Source organism: Vibrio sp. Vb0349, assembly GCF_033338975.1.
On record NZ_JAWOTS010000017.1, the window covers coordinates 1 to 23,035 of the forward strand.

Annotated in this window: 19 protein-coding genes; 8 read left to right on the forward strand and 11 right to left on the reverse strand. The window is 45.2% G+C overall.

What is annotated here, in order from left to right; genetic code table 11:
- The coding region (gene rlmM / locus R7Q47_RS16725; RefSeq protein ID WP_318073011.1) for a 23S rRNA (cytidine(2498)-2'-O)-methyltransferase RlmM at positions 1-1,017 on the forward strand (1,017 nt) is incomplete at its 5' end.
- A gap of 109 nt (positions 1,018-1,126) precedes the next feature.
- Here rlmM and xni read toward each other — a convergent pair.
- From xni to queF, 5 genes are all read right to left on the reverse strand, one after another.
- Positions 1,127-1,909, reverse strand: a complete 783-nt coding sequence (gene xni, locus R7Q47_RS16730; protein ID WP_005383612.1) for a flap endonuclease Xni — start codon at positions 1,907-1,909, stop codon at positions 1,127-1,129.
- A 59-nt stretch (positions 1,910-1,968) separates the two neighbouring features.
- Complete coding sequence (gene ppnN / locus R7Q47_RS16735) at positions 1,969-3,345, reverse strand: nucleotide 5'-monophosphate nucleosidase PpnN (RefSeq protein WP_005383611.1); 1,377 nt, start codon at positions 3,343-3,345, stop codon at positions 1,969-1,971.
- Between the two features lie 291 nt (positions 3,346-3,636).
- Positions 3,637-5,202 carry a GGDEF domain-containing protein gene (locus R7Q47_RS16740; protein WP_248487411.1) on the reverse strand — a complete coding sequence of 522 codons (1,566 nt, stop codon included), beginning with the start codon at positions 5,200-5,202 and terminating at the stop codon, positions 3,637-3,639.
- Positions 5,203-5,300: 98 nt separating this feature from the next.
- The gene (locus R7Q47_RS16745) at positions 5,301-7,583 is read right to left on the reverse strand and encodes a tetratricopeptide repeat protein (protein ID WP_017635678.1); all 2,283 of its coding nucleotides are present in this window, start codon (positions 7,581-7,583) and stop codon (positions 5,301-5,303) included.
- Positions 7,584-7,747: 164 nt separating this feature from the next.
- The gene (queF, locus tag R7Q47_RS16750) at positions 7,748-8,593 is read right to left on the reverse strand and encodes an NADPH-dependent 7-cyano-7-deazaguanine reductase QueF (RefSeq protein WP_005383608.1); all 846 of its coding nucleotides are present in this window, start codon (positions 8,591-8,593) and stop codon (positions 7,748-7,750) included.
- Positions 8,594-8,701: 108 nt separating this feature from the next.
- Here queF and syd point away from each other — a divergent pair, with 108 nt between their 5' ends.
- The gene (syd, locus tag R7Q47_RS16755) at positions 8,702-9,247 is read left to right on the forward strand and encodes a SecY-interacting protein (protein ID WP_213874897.1); all 546 of its coding nucleotides are present in this window, start codon (positions 8,702-8,704) and stop codon (positions 9,245-9,247) included.
- Between the two features lie 2 nt (positions 9,248-9,249).
- A complete protein-coding gene (locus R7Q47_RS16760; protein WP_005383605.1) occupies positions 9,250-10,026 on the forward strand; it encodes a Zn-ribbon-containing protein in 777 nt (258 codons plus the stop codon).
- A 126-nt stretch (positions 10,027-10,152) separates the two neighbouring features.
- On the opposite strand, the gene R7Q47_RS16765 is transcribed toward R7Q47_RS16760, so the two are convergent.
- From R7Q47_RS16765 to metN, 3 genes are read right to left on the reverse strand one after another with little or no spacing between them, the layout of a single operon-like run.
- On the reverse strand, positions 10,153-10,962 hold the full coding sequence (locus tag R7Q47_RS16765) for a MetQ/NlpA family lipoprotein (protein WP_005381966.1): 810 nt from the start codon (positions 10,960-10,962) through the stop codon (positions 10,153-10,155).
- 32 nt (positions 10,963-10,994) lie between these two features.
- The gene (locus tag R7Q47_RS16770) at positions 10,995-11,672 is read right to left on the reverse strand and encodes a methionine ABC transporter permease (RefSeq protein ID WP_005383604.1); all 678 of its coding nucleotides are present in this window, start codon (positions 11,670-11,672) and stop codon (positions 10,995-10,997) included.
- Positions 11,662-12,696 (reverse strand): methionine ABC transporter ATP-binding protein MetN, encoded by a 1,035-nt coding sequence (gene metN, locus R7Q47_RS16775; RefSeq protein WP_005381962.1) that lies wholly within the window; start codon positions 12,694-12,696, stop codon positions 11,662-11,664. The genes R7Q47_RS16770 and metN overlap by 11 nt, the downstream gene beginning before the upstream one ends.
- Positions 12,697-13,037: 341 nt before the next feature.
- Here metN and gmhB point away from each other — a divergent pair, with 341 nt between their 5' ends.
- From gmhB to treC, 4 genes are all read left to right on the forward strand, one after another.
- Positions 13,038-13,589, forward strand: coding sequence for a D-glycero-beta-D-manno-heptose 1,7-bisphosphate 7-phosphatase (gmhB, locus tag R7Q47_RS16780; protein WP_005381961.1), 552 nt, complete (start codon positions 13,038-13,040; stop codon positions 13,587-13,589).
- 74 nt (positions 13,590-13,663) lie between these two features.
- Positions 13,664-14,611 carry a trehalose operon repressor TreR gene (gene treR, locus R7Q47_RS16785; RefSeq protein ID WP_005381960.1) on the forward strand — a complete coding sequence of 316 codons (948 nt, stop codon included), beginning with the start codon at positions 13,664-13,666 and terminating at the stop codon, positions 14,609-14,611.
- A 176-nt stretch (positions 14,612-14,787) separates the two neighbouring features.
- Complete coding sequence (gene treB, locus R7Q47_RS16790) at positions 14,788-16,212, forward strand: PTS trehalose transporter subunit IIBC (RefSeq protein WP_154204794.1); 1,425 nt, start codon at positions 14,788-14,790, stop codon at positions 16,210-16,212.
- An 88-nt stretch (positions 16,213-16,300) separates the two neighbouring features.
- Positions 16,301-17,986, forward strand: coding sequence for an alpha,alpha-phosphotrehalase (gene treC / locus R7Q47_RS16795; protein ID WP_225473466.1), 1,686 nt, complete (start codon positions 16,301-16,303; stop codon positions 17,984-17,986).
- Positions 17,987-18,084: 98 nt separating this feature from the next.
- Here treC and R7Q47_RS16800 read toward each other — a convergent pair whose 3' ends face one another.
- The 3 genes from R7Q47_RS16800 to R7Q47_RS16810 all read right to left on the reverse strand — a co-directional run bounded on the left by R7Q47_RS16800 (position 18,085) and on the right by R7Q47_RS16810 (position 21,329).
- On the reverse strand, positions 18,085-18,984 hold the full coding sequence (locus tag R7Q47_RS16800) for a hypothetical protein (RefSeq protein ID WP_154204792.1): 900 nt from the start codon (positions 18,982-18,984) through the stop codon (positions 18,085-18,087).
- Between the two features lie 131 nt (positions 18,985-19,115).
- On the reverse strand, positions 19,116-20,636 hold the full coding sequence (locus R7Q47_RS16805) for a transcriptional regulator (protein ID WP_154204791.1): 1,521 nt from the start codon (positions 20,634-20,636) through the stop codon (positions 19,116-19,118).
- A 90-nt stretch (positions 20,637-20,726) separates the two neighbouring features.
- Positions 20,727-21,329 (reverse strand): YitT family protein, encoded by a 603-nt coding sequence (locus R7Q47_RS16810; RefSeq protein ID WP_017635671.1) that lies wholly within the window; start codon positions 21,327-21,329, stop codon positions 20,727-20,729.
- 347 nt (positions 21,330-21,676) lie between these two features.
- On the opposite strand from R7Q47_RS16810, the gene glyA reads away from it, so the two are divergent.
- On the forward strand, positions 21,677-22,927 hold the full coding sequence (gene glyA / locus R7Q47_RS16815) for a serine hydroxymethyltransferase (protein WP_005381985.1): 1,251 nt from the start codon (positions 21,677-21,679) through the stop codon (positions 22,925-22,927).
- Positions 22,928-23,035: the final 108 nt, after the last annotated feature.

Below are 23,035 nucleotides of genomic sequence, written 5' to 3' on the forward strand. Positions count from 1 at the left end.
CAGTTGGAAGTGTATGGCTTCCCTCGTGTGAAGAGAAACTCAGGTTATGTTGTCTTCGAGTGTTACCAAGATGGAGATGCCGACAAACTTGCGAGAGGTTTAGACTTTAAGTCTTTAATTTTTGCTCGACAAATGTTTGCGGTAGCAGCTGAGTTTCAATCGTTGCCAAGTGATGACCGCATTAGTCCAATTTTGAATGAACTAGCAGACATTGAAGCATTCCCTCGTTGTGGTGATTTGAGAATTGAAACGCCAGATACAAATGAAGCGAAAGAGCTACTGAAATTCTGCCGTAAGTTTACCGTCCCAATGCGTCAAGCGTTGCGCGGCAAAGGCTTAATGCTGAACAAAGATAACGCGAAAAAACCAGTACTGCACATTTGCTTTGTTGAGCCTGGCCACTGTTACGTTGGTTACTCTTACACTGACAACAACTCACAGTTCTTCATGGGTATCCCTCGCCTTAAATTCCCAGCAGACGCTCCAAGTCGTTCAACACTTAAACTGGAAGAAGCATTTCATGTCTTTATTCCACGTGAAGAGTGGGATGAGCGTTTGGCACCAGGTATGTGGGGTGTGGATTTAGGTGCATGTCCAGGCGGTTGGACGTACCAATTAGTGAAGCGCTCAATGTTCGTTCACTGCGTTGATAACGGCATGATGGCAGACAGTTTGATGGAAACTGGCCAGATCAAGCACCATATGGTGGATGGTTTTAAGTTCGAACCAGACCGCAAGAACGTAACATGGATTGTTTGTGACATGGTGGAAAAGCCAGCTCGTGTTGCTCACCTGATGGGACAGTGGCTGTTAAAAGGTTGGGCAAAAGAGGCCATCTTTAACCTTAAGCTGCCAATGAAAGGGCGTTATGACGAAGTGCTGCAAGACCTTGAAAATCTGAAGCAGTTCCTCATTGATAATAAGGTAAAGTTCAAGCTACAAGCTAAACATTTGTATCATGATCGTGAAGAAATCACGATTCATATCCAATGTCTGTCGAATATTTCACCTTACTAACTTTATTCCCCGAGTCTTTTGGGAATAGTGATTAGAATAGAAAAAGCGCCTTCAAATGGCGCTTTTTTAATATCTGCCGGATTTCATTGTGTGAAACTACCATCGGGCACTACTCTGCTTTGTTTGGCCCTACAAAGCGAATATCTTGCAAGTTAAAGCCTAGTTCGATATCGCACTTTAAAGCGGCGACGCGTTTACATAAACGAGCAGACTCAATGTGCTCATCCAATTTTTTACGGTATTTCGGTACGAGATCTTCACTAGCGTAGGCAGCTTCAATACTCTCAAACTGAGTGAGAATCTCTTTCGCTGCTTTCGGGCCAATTCCAGGTACGCCCGGAACTTGGCTAGAGCTTATCCCTGTCAATCCCCAGTAGTCCGCTAGTTGATTTGGTTTTACGCCGAACTCTTTTTCGATAAATGGTTCATCTAACCAACGATGTTGGAAATAATCACGGATTTGTAGGGTAGGGGAAAGTAGCTGGCAGTAACCTTTGTCAGTCGAAACGATGGTGACTTTTTCACCATGGCTGGCCACTTTCGTTGCGAGTGTAGCAACCAAATCATCTGCTTCATCGCCTTCAGACAGCAATGAATCAATACCTTGCTCCCACCACGCTTGTTGAATCGCATCTAACCCTTGCAGTAGTGGCAGAGGCATTGGTTTTCGGTTTTGCTTATAGTCAGGGAGAATTTCAGCGCGCCAACCTCTGTCTTGTTCGTGGTGATCAAAAACTGCGATGATGTGTGTCGGGTTGGCCTCTGACAGAATGCGAGTGAGGGTTCTTTGCGTTGTGGTTATGGTTCTTGCTATGTCGGTTGGATCTGGTTGTGCTGAGTGCACTCGGCGGATCAGGTTTAGGGCATCAATGATAACAAGATGAATAGACATAATGACTTAGCAATAAAAAAAGGGGCGTAATGCCCCTAGTGTAACGAATGCTAGCCTGACTATCGACCACCAATTTCCGGGTGAGCGATTCGATAACACGGTTCGTAGTCTGAACCGCCAGGTAATTTCATTCGGTGCTGTTCGACAAAGTCTTTTAGCAACTTATCGAGTTTTTTCATGAGGACTGCGTCTCCATGAATGGTGAAAGGCCCTCTACGTTCTATTTCTCGAATACCTTCAGCCTTTACGTTACCTGCCACTATACCAGAGAAGGCTTGACGCAAGTTGGCCGCTAAAACTTGCGGTTCTTGATCTAGGCTTAAATCCAATTGTTCCATCGACTCATGAGTAGGTTCAAATGGCAGTTGGAAGTTGGGCTCAATTTTCAATGACCAGTTAAAGCTGTACGCATCGCCTTTCTCTTTTCGGTGAAGGCGTACCGAGTCCATGGAGCGTTTCATAATACGAGCGACTTCTGCCGGGTCGTCAATGATGATCTCGTAGTGCTTTTGCCCTTCCTCACCAAGTGTGTCGCGAATGAACTCATCAATAGAGCGGAAGTACTCTTCACTTTCTTTTGGTCCTGTTAATACGATAGGCATTGGCTGATCGGCGTTATCCGGGTGCATCATGATGCCAAGAATGTACAGTAGCTCTTCCGCTGTGCCCGGACCTCCTGGGAAAATAACGATACCATGAGCCATACGGACGAAAGCTTCCAAGCGCTTTTCGATGTCGGGCATGATGACCAGTTCATTTACTATTGGGTTTGGTGGCTCGGCAGCAATAATCGAGGGTTCGGTTAAACCAAGATAACGTTGCTGAGTATAACGTTGCTTTGCGTGCCCAATTGCTGCACCTTTCATCGGCCCTTCCATTGCGCCAGGGCCGCAACCTGTACAGATGTTAAGTTCACGCAGGCCCAGTTCGTTACCCACTTCACGTGTGTACTGATACTCCACTCCATTGATAGAGTGACCACCCCAACATACGACAAGATTCGGTGCGATACCTGGAGTTAATGCTCTGGCATTACGAAGAATGCCGAACACGAGGTTCGTAATGTGAATTGGGTTAGTAAGGTTGAGCCGTTGGGCGTCTGCCAAATGCATGTTTACGTAAACGATATCACGCAATACGGAGAACAGATGCTCTTGGATACCTTTAATTATTTCGCCGTCAACAAAAGCGTGCTCTGGCGGATTAGTCAGCTCAAGCTTAATACCACGCTCACGACGCACGACGTTGACATCAAACGATTGGTATTTATCGAGCAGTTCTTTCGAGTTATCGGTATGGCTACCGGAGTTCAACACCGCTAATGTGCAATTACGGTACAGCTGATAAAGTTCACTCGAGGCTGTGTTCTTTAAGCGCTCTACTTCTAGTTGAGATAGCAAGTCCATGCTACCAGCGGGGCTTATATGGGTAATCATAACGCCTCCTTGTGTTGCATTAATTTGAGGGAAAGTACCAACTTACCTTTTTGGTGTTATACGTATGGTTTGATGAAAGGTAGTTGGCCGATTTGGTTTTATGGTTATCAACTCCCAAGCAACCTCAAGATGATACATTTGCCTTTTATAAATACATCATCTTGAAGTGACTTGGGTTTTTACAGCTTAGCAGACTAAAAGGGAAGAAATGTGATAACTCGTTGAAAATGGGTGGTTATAAAGCGTAGATTGCACCAAATTTGGTTTGTTTGCTCGCTTTTTGTACGAATCTTAGCTCCAGTTAAGCTGGTTTGTTCCACGTTTTTTAGCGTCCGCAAGCATCTTGCCAAGACGATCGAGCACATACTCTGGCGTATCGGACTCTTTGAAAGACGTCGATACAGCAGCTAAGGTAATCATGATATTTTGCTCACGGAACTTAAAGGGTAATTGGCTAATATCACGCTGGATATGCTTAATCAGATCCAGTGTGTATTCTTCAGATTGTTCCGGGACGAGTAGAATAAACTCCTCGCCACCAAAGCGAGCTACTGTTTCCGTTTCTGATACGCGCTTGTTAATAGTACGAGCGATGATCTTCAGCGCTTTATCGCCAGCCGTATAACCATAGCTATCATTCACCGCTTTGAAGTTGTCTACATCAAATAGCACAACACGAAGGTTTTGCTGAGAGCGAATCCAACGGCGATACTCTAGCTCTAGTCGATCGTTAAATGCAGTGCGGTTATAAACTTTAGTCAGCGGGTCGAGCAACATACGCTGAGCTTGGTCATCTAAGCGTCGACGATAATCTTGCGTAGTTTCAAATACCGCTTCGAGTTGGTTCTTACTGTAACTTAACCGCTCTTGCAGCGCTTGCTCTCGCTCTTCCGTCATTTTCAGTCGCTCTGTCAGCGACGCCATTTTTTCGAGAAGAGGCGTGATTTCTTTTTTCACAACCGCGATATCTTGAGCTTGATTAAGTGACTTTTGGCTTAATTCAACCAAGCTGTTCATTTCTGTGTTGAGCTCTTGGCGGTGTTCAAAGTAGGTATGATGCTGGTCGACGTTCTGATGAACGGTTTTTAGGTTACTTGCGAGAGAAGTGTTCAGCTGATCAAGGAATTGGCTAGACGCCTCGCGCTCGAACTTTGTTGCTTCGACAACCAATTTCAGCGTTGAGAGCGTAAGCTCAATGAGAGACTCGGCACTCACGCTAAGGAGCAACTTAGCGCGAATATCCAGCAATCTATCGCCTGATTCTCCCTCGAAATCCAGCTCTGTAATAGTATGTTGGAGGTCGCTGGCTAAGCACTCAAGCTGAGATCTGTCGGGATTGTTTTCAAATTCACTAAGATGTAGACGTGAATTAGACGTGATGATTTTCAGAGCGCGTTCGTAAATACTCAGTAGCTTAGTGGCTTGATCAGCTTTATTGCTGGCGTGAACTTCAGAGAAACTCATCAGGTTCCGTAGTTCACGTTTTAACTGCGCAGGTAAGCCCGTGACACGTTGCAGTGTTTCACCACTGTGCTTGATTTGTTCGTCAAGGTAACCGTTTTGTTTATCCATCGTCTTCGACTGCTGTTTGAGCATCCTCTCTAATACCGCTAAACGCGGGATAAGAGTGCTGATATCTTTTTGATGTTGCAGCTCTTGTTGGATTTCAAATAGGTAGTTGGATACCTGAGTATTCGAACCCTGGCAAGCTGAAGACAATGATGCCACAACGCGTTTAAGAACTTGTTGTTCACGTTTGAATTTGAGTGAAGTATCACGATGAGTCAGTCTGAGTTGGTCAAGTTGACAACTCAGCTGATGCAGCTGCGACTGAATATCGGATTCCAAGATTCCCATGAAGTGACTACGGTTAAGTCCATGTACTACTGACAATTATCTGATAATAACAAAAAACTTTATAGCGTCATTAGTTATTACGTTCAACAGGCGTTTAATTATCCATTTTTTAATATTTTCTTGATGTCGTCCTCATTCTTGTAGGACGAATGGATCTTGATCAGGCCTTGGCTAATGGCATGTTGACAGGCAGTTCTTATGTTACCTGTTGCAAAGCTAGCAGCAGGCGCATTATCGATGGCTTTTAAGAACACCCAGTGGCTTTGCTTATCCTTCAAGCTGACTTCTCGTGCGATGTGAGTCGCAAGCAACAACAGATCGAGTAATTCCTCATCGTTAATTGCAGTGTAGGCTCGGGGTAAGAACGGATAATCACTGATGCCCATACGAATAATACGATTGACGTTGTGCTGCTGAGCGAACTCATCCACCCAAGTCTGGAATTTTTCGAACATGACTTCGGCAGAAGCATCACGGTCAGCGTTCGGTTCTATATAGAGTAAGTTCGCATCTGAGAAATGGTAAAGACGCGACGGTTTTTCTATTTTTTCCGCAAGGAAGTCGCCAAATGCCCGTTCTAGTTCTAGACCTGCCTTATAGCCGTTATGGACGTACATGCTTCGTAAGAATGGCAAATCGATCATAACAAAGCGTAGGCGATCATTAAGTGGTTCGTGGATCAATTCACCCATTTGCCATTGCTCGAAAGTTTCGCTCGACTTTTTCAATGAGCGAGAAAGCTTAACATTCAGCATACGCAAGTTACGTAAACGAGAGCGAGAGTGGGTGAAGAGGTCGTTACGCAGTTTTTCGATTTCACTTGCTTGGCGCTGCATAATGACCCCACGGCGCATAATGAACAAAAACATGACCAAGACAGTAATAAACAATGCAAATGAGATTTTCTGGAATTTACGATGCTCTCTTTCCACTTGCTCTAAGCGTTCTGATTGACCGATGTAATGGATGGTTTGTTCGGCAAATTCTTTTTGCTGACGGAACGCATCCTCACTGATTTGGTTAAGCTGCTTTTGTTCTAGACGAACGAGGTTGGTGTATTTTTTATAAGCTTGCAGAGAAAGTTTGTATTCGCCTGCCTGCTCGTAACCCAACCCAAGTAAACGGTATGACTGCTGCTTAATGAAGTTGTTATTTTCAGGTGACTTTTCAGCAAGCGCTAACGCCAGCTTTGCATTAGTAATGACGTCTTTACTGTCATTTTGATGATAAGCCAGACCTGACTGAAGCAGGGCTGCCTTTGCTTCAAGCTTAGGAATATTGGTGTATTCTAAAAGCTCTTTAGAGCGGTCTAAGTACTGCTCTGCTAGCGCGTAGTTATAGAGTTGTAGGTAGGTAGCCGCCAAGCTTAAGCGAATCTTAATGATTCTATTGATGTTCTTACTGGTACTTTCATGGTCAAGCACGTTGAAGTAATGCACTAACGCAAGATTAAACTTACCCTGATAAAAGTAGATGTCGCCCATTTGCTCTAGGACGTCCGCTAGGATCGGAGAGCTAGGGTAGGAGTCATAAAAATCTGCGGCTTGAGATAAGTATTCGATCGCTTTGTCGTACACTCGTCGCTCCTGGAAGAGCCTAGCCAAAAGGCGATTCACTTTTGCTAATCTTGCACCACTGTTACTTTCAATAGATTGCCAATAACCGTATAGCAGTTCTGACAAAGCCAAATTGTACTTCTTGCTATTGAGGTAAAACTCGCCGACGGCAGTGTAGTAGTCGATCAAGGCTAACTCAGAGCGGCTATCGTCAAGCATGGTCTTTGCTTCAGAGTACAAGTTTTCCGCTTTAATGATATCGCCACTATGTGAAGCGAGGAGTGCTCTTTGCATCACTAGTCGGTAGCGAACGCTGTCGGTGCGTTGTAATACGGCATCGGCTTCATCGAGCTGTTGTTCAATTTGGTTAAGCGTGTCTTCCGCTTTTGAGTAGTTTTCGTCGTACATCCAAATCATTTGGTTGCGCATCAGCTGTAGATCTAAGTCCATGTACGGCAATTGATATTCTTGCGCTAAGCGTTCCGCTTTATTTAGGTGCTCGATAGCCGAACGAACATTACCCATGGCGTAATCTGCCTGAGCGATAATCTTGTGCGCTTCGATGGTGCTGCTTGGTGTGCGAACGCTACGATCTGTTTCGTCGCGAGACATGGCTGAAGGGCTGTCACTTTCTTTGCGTTCTGTTAGCTCACGCTGTGACAAATAGTTGGTTGCCGCTTGTTTTGCTTGTGATGGCTCTATTTCCGCCAATTGTTGTGCTTCGTTGAGTAACGCGGACGATAAAATGGTTGCATGAAGTGGCTGTACAAACAGCAAGCAAAGAAAGCCAATCAACTTGAATAGACGCGAACTGTCCCAAAACATCCTTTCGTTCCCTCGAACTGTTTTTAGATATGGCGATAACGGCGAAAAGCCTCAATTAGCCGTTTAAATGCGGGTTGAAGCCATTTGATATAGTAACATGCTTGGACAATAAAAACGTCCGGCAACCCTTTAGATTGCCGAACTTATTTCTGTTGCCTATGCGCTTACTGACGAGCCATACGGTGATTGTGAGCTGGCTTATCTTGTTCCGTTGAGCGGTAAGGGTTGATATCCAAGCCTCCACGGCGCGTATAGCGGGCAAATACGGTCAGTTTGCTTGGTTGGCAGTATTTCATTAGATCCGTAAAAATACGCTCTACACACTGTTCGTGGAACTCATTGTGCTCGCGGAAAGACACTAAGTAACGTAACAGCTTCTCACGATCTATTTTTGCGCCTTGGTAGCGAATTTCTACACTGCCCCAGTCGGGTTGGTTAGTGATCAAACAGTTTGATTTCAATAGGTGGCTATGTAGCACCTCTTCAACTTGTACTTCACCTGCTGCACCTTCAAGCAAATCGGCATCGAAATCGTAACTGGTGATGTTAATGTCTTGGTCATCAATACATTCACCGTCCATTGTTACGATAGGTTGATTGGTATAGTGGGTCACTGGATTCACCTCAACCAGCACCTTTTCACCTGCGCATTCAGAAAGGTCTTGTGTTAAACGCTCAGTCACTTCTTCCCAGCTTGCAAAGCGGGTTTGGTTGTAGCTGTTTAAGTACAGTTTGAAAGACTTCGATTCAATCAAGTTTGCGCTGGTGGCTGGAATGTATACTTCGCCAACGGCCACTTGTGGTAAACCTTTACTATTTAACCAAGACAGTTCATACAGCGTCCAAATGTCGTGCCCCATGAAAGGCAGAGTATCGCCTAACTGAAGGTCATCTCGGTTCAGGCTGCGAGGGACTGGTTGCAGCAAGCTTGGGTCATACTGGTTCGCATACTCGGTCGTTTTACCTAGTGTTAGGCCAGCAAGCTCTTTAGCGTCAGAATATTTGCTCATACTTTGTGGTCGTTTTCGATTAGAATGGCGAGAATTTTACTGAATCCGCTGGTCAATTGCCATCCGGCAAGTACGGCTATCTGATAAATAAGGAATGAGGAGACCTTCATGACCCAAAACGTTACTCAGGCGCTACAAGAGTTCAGCCTGCGCTACCAACAAGCTTGGCAAGCTAAGCACAATGAGTTGCCAAGCAGTGAAGAGCTTGCAGATCTTGTTTCTCCTTGTGTCGAAGAGAAGCGTGATGGAGAGGTGCTTTGGAAAGCGGTCGCACGTGATGAAATGGCCGATTTCACCAATGTGGAAAATGCGATTGAGTTGTCACTACAAGATGATGTTAAAGCCTTTTATGGTTCTCAATACTGCGCCGATATGGAGGCAACTTGGCAAGGTAATTCGTTGACGCTGCTGCAAGTGTGGAGCGATGACGATTTCGTGCGTCTACAAGAAAATATTCTTGGTCATTTGGTGACTCAGCGCCGCTTGAAACTTAAACCAACAGTATTTATCGCAGCGACAGATGAGGAAATGGATGTGATTTCTATTTGTAACCTCACTGGCAATGTGATTCTAGAGCGTTTGGGCACCTCTAAACGTGATGTATTGGCAGATTCATTGGTTGAGTTCTTGAATAAGTTAGAGGCTGCCGTCTAAGTATGTATGTTGTTGAGTTGCAGTTTGAGTGTTTTGATAACACCACCGTCAGCGCGGTAGACAAAGCCATTAATGGCTTGATGGATGCTCTGCGTTACAACGGCCAAGTATTAGGTCGTGAATTCCCGATAGTGATGGGAGAAGGTGAATTTTTCGTTCGTGTTGTTTGCCCAGAACAAGACAGCTTGCATCCACGTTATCACTCAGATTTCGTCAAAGTGTGCATGAACCGTTTGTCGGATGCGTCTTTGCTTGCTCCGAAAATGCGTATGCTGGGGCGTGATTTGAATTCAGAACAAGCAGCCGAAGAAGAGACACCTAGCTGGCAAGTGTTGTACACGACTTATGTTCATACGTGTTCGCCTTTGCGAAGTGGTGAAACCCTGTTGCCAATTCCTTTGTATCGTAATGAGCCAACACTTAATGGAGACCATAAAGCCGTCATTAAGTGGCAGACTGAGTGGCAAGCTTGTGATGAAATCCAAATGGCAGGGGGTTGCCGAGCGGAACATGCGGCGCTGCACGAAATTTGCGATGTGGATAGTGTGCTGTTTCGCCGAGGTTGGGACTTACGTGGCCGTATCGAATACATCACGAAGATCCCTACGTACTATTACCAGTATCGTGTCGGTGGTCAGTCGCTGGAGAGCGAGAAAGCGCGCAAGTGTCCAAAATGCGATGGCGAGTGGCTACTCGATGAGCCACTACATGACATATTTCATTTTAAGTGTGATGACTGCCGAATCGTGTCGAATATCTCTTGGGACCATCTTAAGTAGCGAATTGAAGCTACTTAAATGGGTAGATAGACAAATAGAAAGGGCTGATGTTTTCACATCAGCCCTTTTGTGTTTAGAACGTTTATGTTTAGAACGTTGTTTTCAGTCATGTTTTGAAAGGTGGGATTACCAACCTTTCACAACACCGCCTTTGAACAGCTCTTTTGCCGCTTCGTAAACTTCTTCCGTTTGGTAAGCTTTTACGAAGTTTTGTACGTTTTGCGCATTAACATTTTCTTCGCGAGCGACAATTAGGTTTACGTATGGTGAGTCTTTATCTTCAACGAACACGCCGTCACGCTCTGGCGATAGGTCGATAGAGCTTGCGTAAGTGGTGTTGATGATTGATAGCGTTACGTCATCCAATGAACGCGGAAGCTGTGGGGCTTCTAGTTCAATGATTTCGATATTTTTAGGGTTGCCTACGATGTCACGTACTGTAGCGAGTAGACCAACGCCATCACGTAGCGTAATCAAACCTTGTTGCTCAAGAAGCAGTAGTGAGCGACCTAGGTTAGTTGGGTCGTTTGGTACTGCGATGCGTGCGCCATCTTGAATTTCATCAATTGATTTTACTTGCTTTGAGTAACCAGCAATAGGGTAAACGAATGAGTTACCCGCGATAGCCAGTTTGTAGCCGCGGTCTTTCACTTGTTGGTCTAGGTATGGTTTGTGCTGGAACGCATTCGCGTCTACTGAACCATCATCCAGAGCGGCGTTTGGTGTTACGTAATCGGTAAATGTTACTAGCTCAACATCTAGGTTGTATTTCTCTTTTGCTACTTTAGCGGCAACTTCGGCTACTTGTGCTTCAGCACCAGCAATAACGCCAACTTTTACTTTGTTTACGTCTACTTCTTTGTCGCCGCAACCCGCTAGAGCAAGAGCAGAGGCGGCCGTTGCTACAGTCAAAAGACCTTTAAGGCTAAATTTCATCTTTATCTCCTTATAATTTGTATTTTTGATGCTTATCTGTGGTCTACACGGCGCACCACTGCGTCACCGATAGACTGAATAATCTGTACTAGAACAATCAACATCACGACAGTCACGGCCATGATAGTTACATCGTAGCGGTGGAAACCGTAACGGATGGCTACGTCGCCTAGGCCGCCGCCGCCTACCGTACCCGCCATAGCTGAGTAGCTAACGAGAGTGACCAAGGTAATCGTTACTGAGTTAACAATAGTCGGCATTGCTTCAGGCAGTAGAACTTTTGTGATGATCTGTGTTGGTGTCGCCCCCATTGACTGCGCAGCTTCCACCAAGCCTGTCGGTACTTCTAATAAAGCACCTTCAATAAGACGAGCGACAAAAGGAATGGCGCCAATAGTCAGTGGGACGATTGCTGCGGTTGTACCGATAAAGGTTCCAACCAGCATTTTTGTCACTGGAATAATCGCAACCATCAGTACGAGGAATGGCACTGAGCGACCAATGTTAACGATAGCGCCTAAGCCGCTATTTAGTTTGGTGTTTTCAAGTAGGCCGCCTTTTTTAGTAATATGGAGGATTACGCCTAATGGAATACCCACAGCAAAGCCGACTAATCCGGCAACCGCAACCATGTAAAGCGTTTCCCACGTTGCACCTAAAAGTAGTTTGCTGTTTAAACTCAGCCATTCAGAAATCGTATTAAAGGACATAACCAAGTACCTCTACTTTTACGTTGTGCTTACGCAGGTATTCAAGAGCTGCGTTGTCATCTTCTTCGTTACCAAATAGCTCTGCGACCATCATGCCGAATTTCACGCCACCAGCGTAATCAAGGTCGGAACTCAAAATACTCACATCAATATTGTATTTACGAGAAATTTGCGACATTAACGGTGCATCAACGGTTGCGCCAGTAAACTCTAAGCGAACCAACGGGTAGCTGCCATCAACACGCTCTGCTTGCAGACGTGCTTGGTAATCTTCAGGAATGGAAAGATCCAGCGTTGAGCGAATGAATTGGTGCGCTAGTTCTGTCTTAGGGTGCGCAAAAATATCGCCAACGGTGCCTTTTTCCACCAGCTCACCACCACCGATGATTGCTACTTCGTGACAGATGCTTTTTACGACTTCCATTTCGTGAGTGATAAGTAAAATCGTGATGTTGAGTTTGCGGTTGATCTCTTTCAATAACTCAAGGATAGATTGAGTTGTTGCCGGGTCTAGTGCACTAGTGGCCTCATCACAAAGCAGCACGCTAGGATCGGATGCCAATGCACGAGCAATTGCCACACGCTGTTTTTGTCCGCCACTTAAGTTAGATGGGTAGCTCTCGTGTTTGTCGGCTAAGCCTACAAGCTTTAGCAACTCAGTTACTTTTGTTGTGATTTGCGATTTGTCTTTACCTGCCAGTTCTAGGGGTAATGCCACATTATCAAACACAGTACGAGACGAAAGCAGGTTAAAGTGCTGGAAGATCATGCCAATGTTACGGCGTGTTTCGACTAGTTGTTTTTTACTGAGTTTGGTTAGATCTACACCATCAACGATGATGGAACCAGAGGTCGGTGCTTCTAGCATGTTGACACAGCGAATCAGCGTACTTTTACCAGCACCTGATGAACCGATAACACCAAAGATGGTGCCTTTGTCGATGTGTAGGTTAATGTCTTTCAGGGCAAGGATTTCCTTACTGCCTTGGTAGAACACTTTATTGACGTTTTTTATTTCTATCATGTTTCAACCTGCCCAAAGATACGGGGAACTTCGCTGTCAAAAACGGCCTTTGACAGAACTTAATGTTGAGCTTTATCTCAATTTTCAGTTGATGCTATGGGTTAAGCAGAATGAAGTCAATAGATATTTTTACGTCTAGACGTCTAAATGTATGGATGTTCTGTTTTGAAACGAAGATGTATAGATAACAAGCAGGAGGTAGACGGCAGGGCACCCTCAGATTTACCGATTCTTGCCCAACAAATCAACCGTTTTGTCGAGGCCTAGAATGAATTAGATAGTGTTGAAGTTTATAAGGTATGTAATAATCTGATTAAACCGAGTTAATAGAGAAATACGTTTTGGCAAAACCTGCTGTTTTTATCGATCGTGATGGCGTAATAAACGTTGACCACGGCTACGTTCATGACGAACATGATTTTGAGTACATTGATGGTGTCTTTGAAGCGACAAAAGCGCTGAAAGATAAAGGCTACCTGTTGGTGCTTGTGACCAATCAATCTGGCATTGCACGTGGTAAATTCAGCGAAGACCGTTTCTTATCTCTGACTCAGTGGATGGACTGGAACTTCGCTGATAATGGCGTTGAGTTCGATGGCATCTACTACTGCCCACATCATCCTGAACATGGCATTGGTGAGTACAAGCAAGATTGTGAGTGCCGTAAGCCAAAACCAGGCATGTTCATTTCTGCACGTGACTTCTTGAAGATCGACATGGAGAAATCTGTGATGATCGGCGATAAAGCTGAAGACATGATGGCAGCAGAAGCGGCAGGCGTTGGCACTAAGATTTTGGTTCGCACTGGTAAGCCAGTAACAGAACAGGGCGAAGCCATTGCAACGGTAGTATTAGATAGCATTGCGGATGTGCCTGCGTACTTAAACAAGTAATCTTCATTACTGACTGAGTTAAGGGAAGCCACTGCTTCCCTTTTGTTTGATTCCTTCTTTTAGTCTGAACACTTATGAGCAAAAAACTCACCATTCTTGATATCGCAAAATTGGCAGGCGTGGGCAAATCAACAGTAAGCCGTGTGCTTACTAACGATCCAAAAGTGAAACCCCAAACGCGAGAGAAGGTTGAGCAAATCATTCGTGAATCTGGTTATGTGCCGTCCAAATCTGCGCAATCAATGCGTGGCGGCAGCCAAAAAGTTATTGGGGTTATCATCTCCCGTTTAGACTCACCATCAGAAAATCGCGCCGTTGGTACCATGCTCAATGCTTTGTATTCCGCTGGTTATGATGCGGTGATCATGGAGAGCCAATTCGATCGCGATAAAACCAATGAACATTTGGATGTGCTTAAACGTCGCAACGTCGATGGGGTGATCGTGTTTGGTTTTACTGGATGTGATGAGCGAGCATTGGCAGAGTGGGGTAATCGTATCGTTGTGATCGCGATGGACACGCAAATGGTTTCTTCGATCAACTACGACAACCAAGGTGTGATAGACATGGCTTTGTCTCATCTTGAGCAGCAATCTTTATCTCGCATTGCTTATATTGGTGTTGATCCTGAAGACAAAACCACTGGCTTAGCTCGTCTAAATGCTTATAAAGCTTGGTGTCAACGCAAGCAAATTGCACCTTGTTTCCAAACGGGTAAGTTGAGCCATGAAAGTGCTTATCAGTTGGTAGACAAAGTCCTTCAATCTGATACTCAGGCCATCGTGTGCGCCAGTGACACCATCGCGTTGGGCGTGATTAAGCGTCTTCAAGAGTTAGGCCGTGAAGACGTGGTTGTGACAGGTGTTGGTGGTAATGAATTGCTCTCTTTCCTTTTCCCTAAAGTATTTAGTGTCGACCCAGGTTATACCCTTGCAGGTGAGAAGTCCGCTAACATGCTGATCAATCAATTAAATGGTGATGAGGAAGTGGTTCACTTTACTCAACAGCCTATCGTTTGTTAATCCACACTAAAACGATCTGCTCTAAAATTATACTGTGATCATTCTCAATTAATGGGACTGTTCCCATTTTGTTTTTTGTCTTCGGATGGCAATATTAAAATTAAGAAATGGGAATGTTCCCATTTATAAAAACAAAATGATGAATCGAATGTATCCAATACAGGGTGGACAAAGTTATGAGTAAGATTGCGCGTAAAGACGTGGAGCGTCTTATTGAGCTGGTCGGGGGGCCGGACAATATTGCCAGTGTAAGTCACTGTTTAACTCGCTTGCGTTTTGTTCTAAATGATACGGACAAAGCAGATACGAAACAGTTAGAAGCATTACCGATGGTGAAGGGCTGTTTTACCAACGCAGGCCAGTTCCAAGTGGTTATCGGTACTGAAGTGGATGAAGTTTACAAGGTACTGATCGGACTGACGGGTAAAAGTGAAGCCAGCAAAGACGAAGCGAAGAACGCTGCTCGTCAAAACATGAATATCGTTGAGCGTGGTATTTCCCACCTTGCAGAAATCTTTGTACCACTGCTACCTGCGATCATTACCGGTGGTCTGATTCTTGGCTTCCGTAACGTGATTGGCGACATCAAGATGTTTGATGGTCAAACGCTAACGGAAATCAGCCAGTTTTGGGCTACGGTACACTCTTTCTTATGGCTGATTGGTGAGGCGATCTTCTTCTTCCTACCAGTTGGCGTGTGTTGGTCGACAGTGAAAAAGTTCGGCGGTACTCCGATTCTGGGTATCACGCTTGGTGTAACATTGGTTTCGCCACAGTTGATGAACGCCTACCTGATTGGTAAGCAAGTACCCGAAGTGTGGGACTTTGGCTTATTCGCCATCGAGAAAGTGGGCTATCAGGCGCAAGTGATTCCAGCAATGCTTGCTGGTATGGCACTGGCGTTTATTGAAACCAACTTAAAACGCATCATTCCGTCTTACCTTTACCTAGTGGTCGTGCCGTTTGTCTCAATCATTGTGTCTGTGATTCTTGCGCACTCTATCATTGGTCCATTCGGTCGTATGTTGGGTGACGGCGTTGCTTTCGCAGCAAAAGCAGCCATGACGGGTGACTTCGCTATGATTGGCTCAACCATCTTCGGCTTCCTATACGCGCCATTGGTCATTACTGGTATTCACCACACTACCAACGCGGTAGACCTTCAACTGATGCAAGAGCTAGGCGGTACGCCAATTTGGCCTCTGATTGCACTTTCAAACATTGCTCAAGCGTCTGCGGTCGTCGGCATCATTATCATCAGTAAAAAACACGGCGAGCGTGATATCTCAGTGCCTGCGGCTATCTCTGCTTACCTTGGCGTGACTGAACCGGCGATGTACGGCATCAACTTGAAATACAAGTTCCCAATGCTGAGCGCGATGATCGGTAGTGCGTGTGCTGCTGCTATTTGTGGTAGTGCGGGCGTAATGGCGAACGGTATCGGTGTGGGCGGTTTGCCGGGCATCTTGTCTATCCAACCGCAGTTCTGGGGCATTTTTGCTTTGGCTATGTTAGTCGCAATGCTGGTACCTGCTGCATTAACGTTAATTCTTTATAAGCGTGCACAAGCCAAAGGTGAGCTTGAGCCTGCAAACGCGTAATTCTATTTGAGGCAGTGACTTGGCTGCCTCCTCCTATTTTTTCTTTTCAAATTTTAAGTTTCCGATTACTGGTAAGTGAGTGTTAGAAATGGCTATGACCAAGCATGATGAGAGCTGGTGGAAAACCGCAACCATCTATCAAATTTACCCAAAAAGCTTTTGTGACAGTGGCAGTAAAGGCACGGGCGACATCAAAGGGATCATTTCTAAGCTGGATTATCTTAAGCATCTTGGTGTGGATGCGATTTGGCTGACGCCGGTTTACCAATCGCCAATGATCGACAACGGTTATGACATCTCCGATTACTACTCGATCAATCCACAGTTCGGCACTATGGAAGATTTCGATACTTTGCTAGCAGAAGCGCATCAGTTGGGCATTCGTATCATCATGGACATTGTAGTGAACCACACGTCGACAGAACACAAGTGGTTCCAATCCGCACTGGGTGATAAAAACAGCCCATACCGTGATTACTACATCTGGAAAGATCCGGTAGATGGTGCTGAACCAAACAACTGGCAATCAAAGTTTGGTGGCAACGCTTGGGCGCTGGATGAAAAAACAGGCCAGTACTATTTGCACCTTTTTGCTAAAGAGCAAGCGGACTTAAACTGGGAAAACCCAGTAGTGCGTGAAGAAGTGAAAGAAGTCATCAGCTTCTGGGCAGAAAAAGGAGTGGATGGTTTCCGTCTCGACGTTATCAACCTGATTTCCAAGCAGCAAGATTTTCCAAGTGATGATATTGGTGATGGTCGCCGCTTCTACACCGACGGCCCACGCGTGCACGAATACCTTCAAGAGATTAGCGAATCTGTGTTTCAAAAATACGGCAGCGTGACGGTGGGTGAAATGTCTTCCACCACACTAGAGCACTGCCAGCAATATTCTTCGCTAGACGGCAAAGAGCTATCCATGGTGTTCAACTTCCATCATCTGAAAGTCGATTATCCAAATGGTGAAAAATGGACCAAAGCGCCGTTTGATTTCATTCAGTTAAAACAGATCTTCAATCATTGGCAAACGGGCTTAAATGGCAAAGGGTGGGGGGCGCTGTTCTGGTGTAACCACGACCAGCCACGCGTTGTGAGCCGATTAGGTAACGACGAGCAATACCGTGTTGAATCTGCCAAGATGCTTGCGGCATCAGTGCACATGATGCAAGGCACACCTTATGTTTACCAGGGGGAAGAGATCGGCATGACCAACCCGGGTTATACCGAAATCAGCCAATATCGTGATGTTGAAAGTACTAACATGTACGACATCATGGTCAACCGTGATGGTGTATCTCATGACGATATGATGGCGATCTTGGCACAGAAGTCGCGTGATAACTCACGTACACCAATGCAATGGAACAGTGCAAAACACGCGGGCTTTACTGAGGGCACGCCGTGGCTTGAAGTGGCGCAGAATTACTCTGAAATCAATGCTGAAGCTGCGGTTGCCGATTTGAACTCGGTGTTCTACTTTTACAAGCGTCTGATTGAACTGCGTAAACAGGTTCCAGTCATCACCGATGGCCGTTACGAGGACCTGCTGCCAGAGCACAAACGTATTTTCGCTTACGCTCGTCAGAACGATAAGCAAACGCTGCTGTGTATCAATAACTACTACGCAGAAGAGGAGGAATGCGTTCTGCCAGAACTTTTTGATATGAGTAAAGCGAAAAACTTGCTATCTAACTATCAAAACTCAGCGAGCGCAGTCGCGTCAAACCATCAAGTGTTACGACCTTACGAAACTCGTATTTTATTGATAGAAGAATAAACTCGGGTGTCATCACCCCTAAGATTGATGTTCGAGATGAAGGCTTTGGTGTGCTCCCCAAAGCCTTCTTTTATTGAGGTATCTCTAAAAATGCGAGCTTATTTTGTTTCAATCGCTGTTAGCTGCACTTTCTCTTCGTTGATTTGTACTTGTTGTACTTTTAGTAGTTCAATTTGTTCAATCAGACCTAAGCTCGGATTAAACCAACGTTCTGCCGAAGTAGCGAACTCCATTGAGTCCATGTCATCACAGTTCAGGTTGTAGATGTTCTCTTCCATCAGGTATGCCGCTTCAATTTTCTTGCCTGAGATCGAGAACGCTTTACGCACGCCAGTCTCTCGGATTTGCTGTTGCCAAACCACTTGGCAAGATGCTGTCATAGGAAGGTTTTGTACCCACTCATGATCTTCAAAACGGTCTAGAAGGTTGTGAACTGCGTAGCCTGTAAGAGTGGTTTGCAGAGACATAGTTTCTTCACCGATGTCAATATTCGGGCTTTTCTCTTTTACGTCGTCACCGTTTAGGCGGAAAATCGGACTGCTGTGCATAAGCATGGCAATAAACTGATGACCAATGAAATAAGCGTCAGTGATTTCATGGAGTGCACCATCTGATCCTGCAAAGTAAAGCGTATTGCTCTCTTCGTCGTCGTTGTACTGCTCGTCTGAATAGTAGAACTGTTCGGCGCCGTAGTTCATCAAGTCATTAACCAACTGGACCATTGCCTCGCTGTTTGGGATTTGTGCCAATGCTGCCAATATTTGCTCGCTATCCATCGCTTGGAAGCTCAGTTTCATGTCGCCCTCTGGTTGGCCATCCAAGCTAAACGAATAGCTCAATTGTGTGTTTGGTACAGGAGCGAAAATGGAGTTGTGAATCGAGACGTCGAAACTTTCTTGAGGCACTTTGTTTGGATTCGCACTGCCAGAAGACGAACCTCCGCCACAGCCGTAAAGAGCCAGAGTTGCTGCTGCGATAAGCGTCATTTTGTTTAGCATGGTTTACATTCCTGATTGATAAGGCCGCTTCATGTTGGGCCGTTGCTTGAATGCGAGCATGCTAAGTTCAGTGAGAGAAAAAGGGCAAAAAACAAAAGATAACAGGGGTTAATGAAAGCTTAATTTTATATTTAGGTCTTTGTTTTATTTGGAGTTATTTCGTTGGCCACATTAGTGCAATACTCGTTAATGAGCGCTTTCCATCGGCTTATGATTTCTTGATCGGTCACACTAACATGCAACGTTTTCCATGGTTGGAGGCAAGTCTCTTTTGATTCAGATTGAGAAAGACGCTCAAACAAGGTTTCGGAAGGTAAAACGCGCAGCAGCGCCACCAGTGATTCCATGTAGTTGAGACGGAACTGTTCAAGTTTGTTCTGCTTATAAGCAATGTGAGACACAAAGGTATAAATCAGTGCGTTTTGGATACGTGAGTCGCCATCTGGTGTCGTTAACAGGGCTTTTGCCCTGTCTAAGTTACCTAATTTGAAATGCAATAGACCTAACCAGAGGCTCAGCTCATCTGGCAAAACATCAAACGACGATTGTACTTGAGTTAAATATGCTTCCAGCTTTTGATGTTCGTGCTCGTATAAGGCGAGATGTCTTGCCGTTGTTATAGCCGCAAACTCATCAGATTGTCTGAGAGGTTGGCTAGAAAAGGCATTCTCGAATAACATTTTTTTGTGAATATTCGAAAGCTGCCACGAACTTGCCGAAGGTGCAGGCAGATTGAAGTATTGCGCGACATCCGAGTGCATTTGGAAAATATCCGATTGTAGGTCAGATAAACGCAGTGTGTACTCATTGCGAAACGCCAGCTTGCCCGTCGCAGGATAAATAAGGTTCATCTGCGCTTTCAAGATGCCTTGCTCTGCGCCGTCTTTTAACTCGATATTGAGCTCGTAGTCGCTGGTCTGCATGTTTCGTGCGCCAGGGAAATATGGCGTATGACCGATAGGATCAAGAAAGTAACTGGGAGCATCTTGGTTGGCGATGTCGGTGTATGGATATTCGACCTGTTGTTGCAGCAAGATGGCTTTGACCAGTATGCGGTATTTTCGCGCCTGAGAGCCGATTGAATCGACACGGTTGAGTAGTAGCTCGACTTTGGAAATCAGTAGTTGATGACGTGTTTGTTGTGTTGAGATTTCTTGGCGTTGCCATAACAAGCTTGCGAGTGTCATGCTACATACCGCAAGTATGGCACATAAGCTGTAAGCAAAAATCAGCTTGAAGTTCTTATTACTCGCCACCTGGGTTGAGATAACGCGCCGATGGTTTTTCGCTGGTGGCACTAAACGAATATTGGCAGGGTTAAGAAAGTAGCCTTTGCGGGGGTAAGTGACTAAAAGCTTAGCGGCATCGTATTCGGGTAAGTACTGCTGTAGCAGTGCACGTAAGGTGCTAATGCGGTTCGTGAGCACATTCTTAGAGATGAACTTGCTCTGCCAAATGGTTTCAATAATGGTGTCAGCAGAGAGTGGGTGGCCAACGCTTGTTAACAGCAGTTCTACTAATTCAATGGTGCGAGGTTCAAGATCAATCGCGATAGCATCTTGATGAAGGGTCTGTGTCTTCGGGTTATAGATCAGCTCTCCAATCGCAATACAACTGTGAGTCTGTTTAGCTTGTTGCAGAAAGTCGCGCATACCGTACCGATCTATTTGGAAATCGCGAAGTATTATATAGCGATTGGAGCGCGAAATCTTATAAATCGCGCTTCAATCATTATCAAAAATTTATGAACCGTAGGTCACGGAATAGCGGTGCGGTTTGTGGTTCATCGCTAACACGAGATTGAGTGCAAACGCCCCCAAAATTGAAAGGCCAATCACTTCTGGTGTGACAAAGAAGAATGAAGCAAACAGGATACATGCATCGATTGCCATTTGGCTTTTGCCAACTGAAATGCCAAATTTGTCTTGGATAAACAAACACAGCACGTTAAAGCCACCCAAGCTGGAGCGATGTCGGAATAGGATCAGCATACCGAGCCCCATTAAAAGCCCGCCTGCGACGGCGCAATAAACTTCATTTACCGATTCGAGCGAGATTAGCAAATAAAGATGATCGGCAAAGATAGAAACCAACGCGCCAGAAATGGCACTATTAATGGCGAAATGACGGCCGAAGCGTTTCCATGCTAGTAAGTAAAAAGGACTGTTTGCTAAAAAGTACAGCACACCAAAGGTAAAAGGTGTAAATTGGCTAATAAGCAGAGCCAATCCAGTCGTGCCTCCCGTTAGAAGGTTCGCGGATTGGAGAAAGAAAACGCCTTGAGCTACTAAAAAGGTACCCGTGAGAATCGCTATCCAGTCTTCTTTTAATGAGTGTTTTTCCATCAATGTTGCAGTCATTTGTGATAAATAAGGCGTGCATAGTAGTAAAAAGATGATCTTTTCGGTAGCTAGAGGGTAAAATTTACGGTAAACCTATGTAATTGCTGTTTTACAGGGTGTAAAGCACAAATTTGACAGGCAATAGATTGTCGTTATGCGATTGCAATGCTGGCATGATAAACATTGCTTGTCATCATGAAAAAACTGCATGAGAAAAATTGTAAATTTCTCTTTATGACCTAAATCAAATTATGTAGAATGCGCGCCATTAGGGTGACGAAAACGTTTGCGTCGGGTCATTCAACAGTTTTTTTGCAACTTTCAGTACTAATCTGAGTCAGGAGATACAGATGCTTAAGCGTGATATGAACATCGCAGATTACGATGCGGAACTGTTCGCAGCTATCCAGGAAGAAACTCTTCGCCAGGAAGAACACATTGAACTTATCGCTTCTGAAAACTACACAAGCCCACGTGTAATGGAAGCGCAAGGTTCTCAGCTAACGAACAAATACGCTGAAGGCTACCCAGGTAAGCGTTACTACGGCGGTTGTGAGTACGTAGATAAAGCTGAAGCACTAGCAATTGAGCGTGCATGCCAACTATTTGGTTGTGAGTACGCTAACGTACAGCCTCACTCAGGTTCTCAAGCAAACAGCGCAGTTTACATGGCGCTTCTTAACCCTGGCGATACAGTTTTAGGCATGAGCCTAGCGCACGGTGGTCACCTAACTCACGGTTCACCAGTAAACTTCTCGGGTAAGCACTACAACGTTATCCCTTACGGTATCGATGAAGCTGGTCAAATCAACTACGACGAGATGGAACAGCTAGCACTTGAACACAAACCTAAGATGATCATCGGTGGTTTCTCTGCTTACTCGCAAATCGTTGATTGGAAACGCATGCGTGAAATCGCTGACAAAGCAGGTGCTTACTTATTTGTTGATATGGCGCACGTAGCTGGTCTTATCGCCGCCGGTGAATACCCAACACCAGTACCGCATGCTCACGTGGTAACAACAACGACGCACAAAACACTAGCAGGTCCTCGCGGTGGTCTTATCTTGTCAAATGCTGGCGAAGATATGTACAAGAAATTGAACTCAGCAGTGTTCCCTGGTGGTCAAGGTGGCCCTCTAATGCACGTTATCGCTGGTAAAGCAGTAGCGTTCAAAGAAGCGATGGAGCCAGAGTTCAAAGCTTATCAAGCTCGCGTAGTGAAAAACGCAAAAGCAATGGTTGGTCAGTTCCAAGAGCGTGGCTACAAAATCGTATCTAACGGTACAGAAAACCACTTGTTCCTTGTTGACCTAATCGACAAAGATATCACTGGTAAAGACGCAGACGCGGCACTAGGTGCAGCAAACATCACTGTAAACAAGAACTCAGTACCAAATGACCCACGCAGCCCATTCGTAACGTCTGGTATTCGTGTAGGTACGCCAGCGATCACTCGCCGTGGCTTCACTGAAGAAGATGCAAAAGAGCTAGCAAACTGGATGTGTGACGTTCTAGATAACATCGGCAACGAAGAAGTTATCGAAGCGACAAAACAGAAAGTGCTAGAAATTTGTAAGCGTCTACCAGTTTACGCCTAACATTTTTTGAAAATAACTCAGGCGAACTCGTTCTATTTCTGCGATTCGGTTTGATTATTTGATTGATGAAAGGTCCTCATTTGAGGGCCTTTTTGTTTGTCTGGCGTT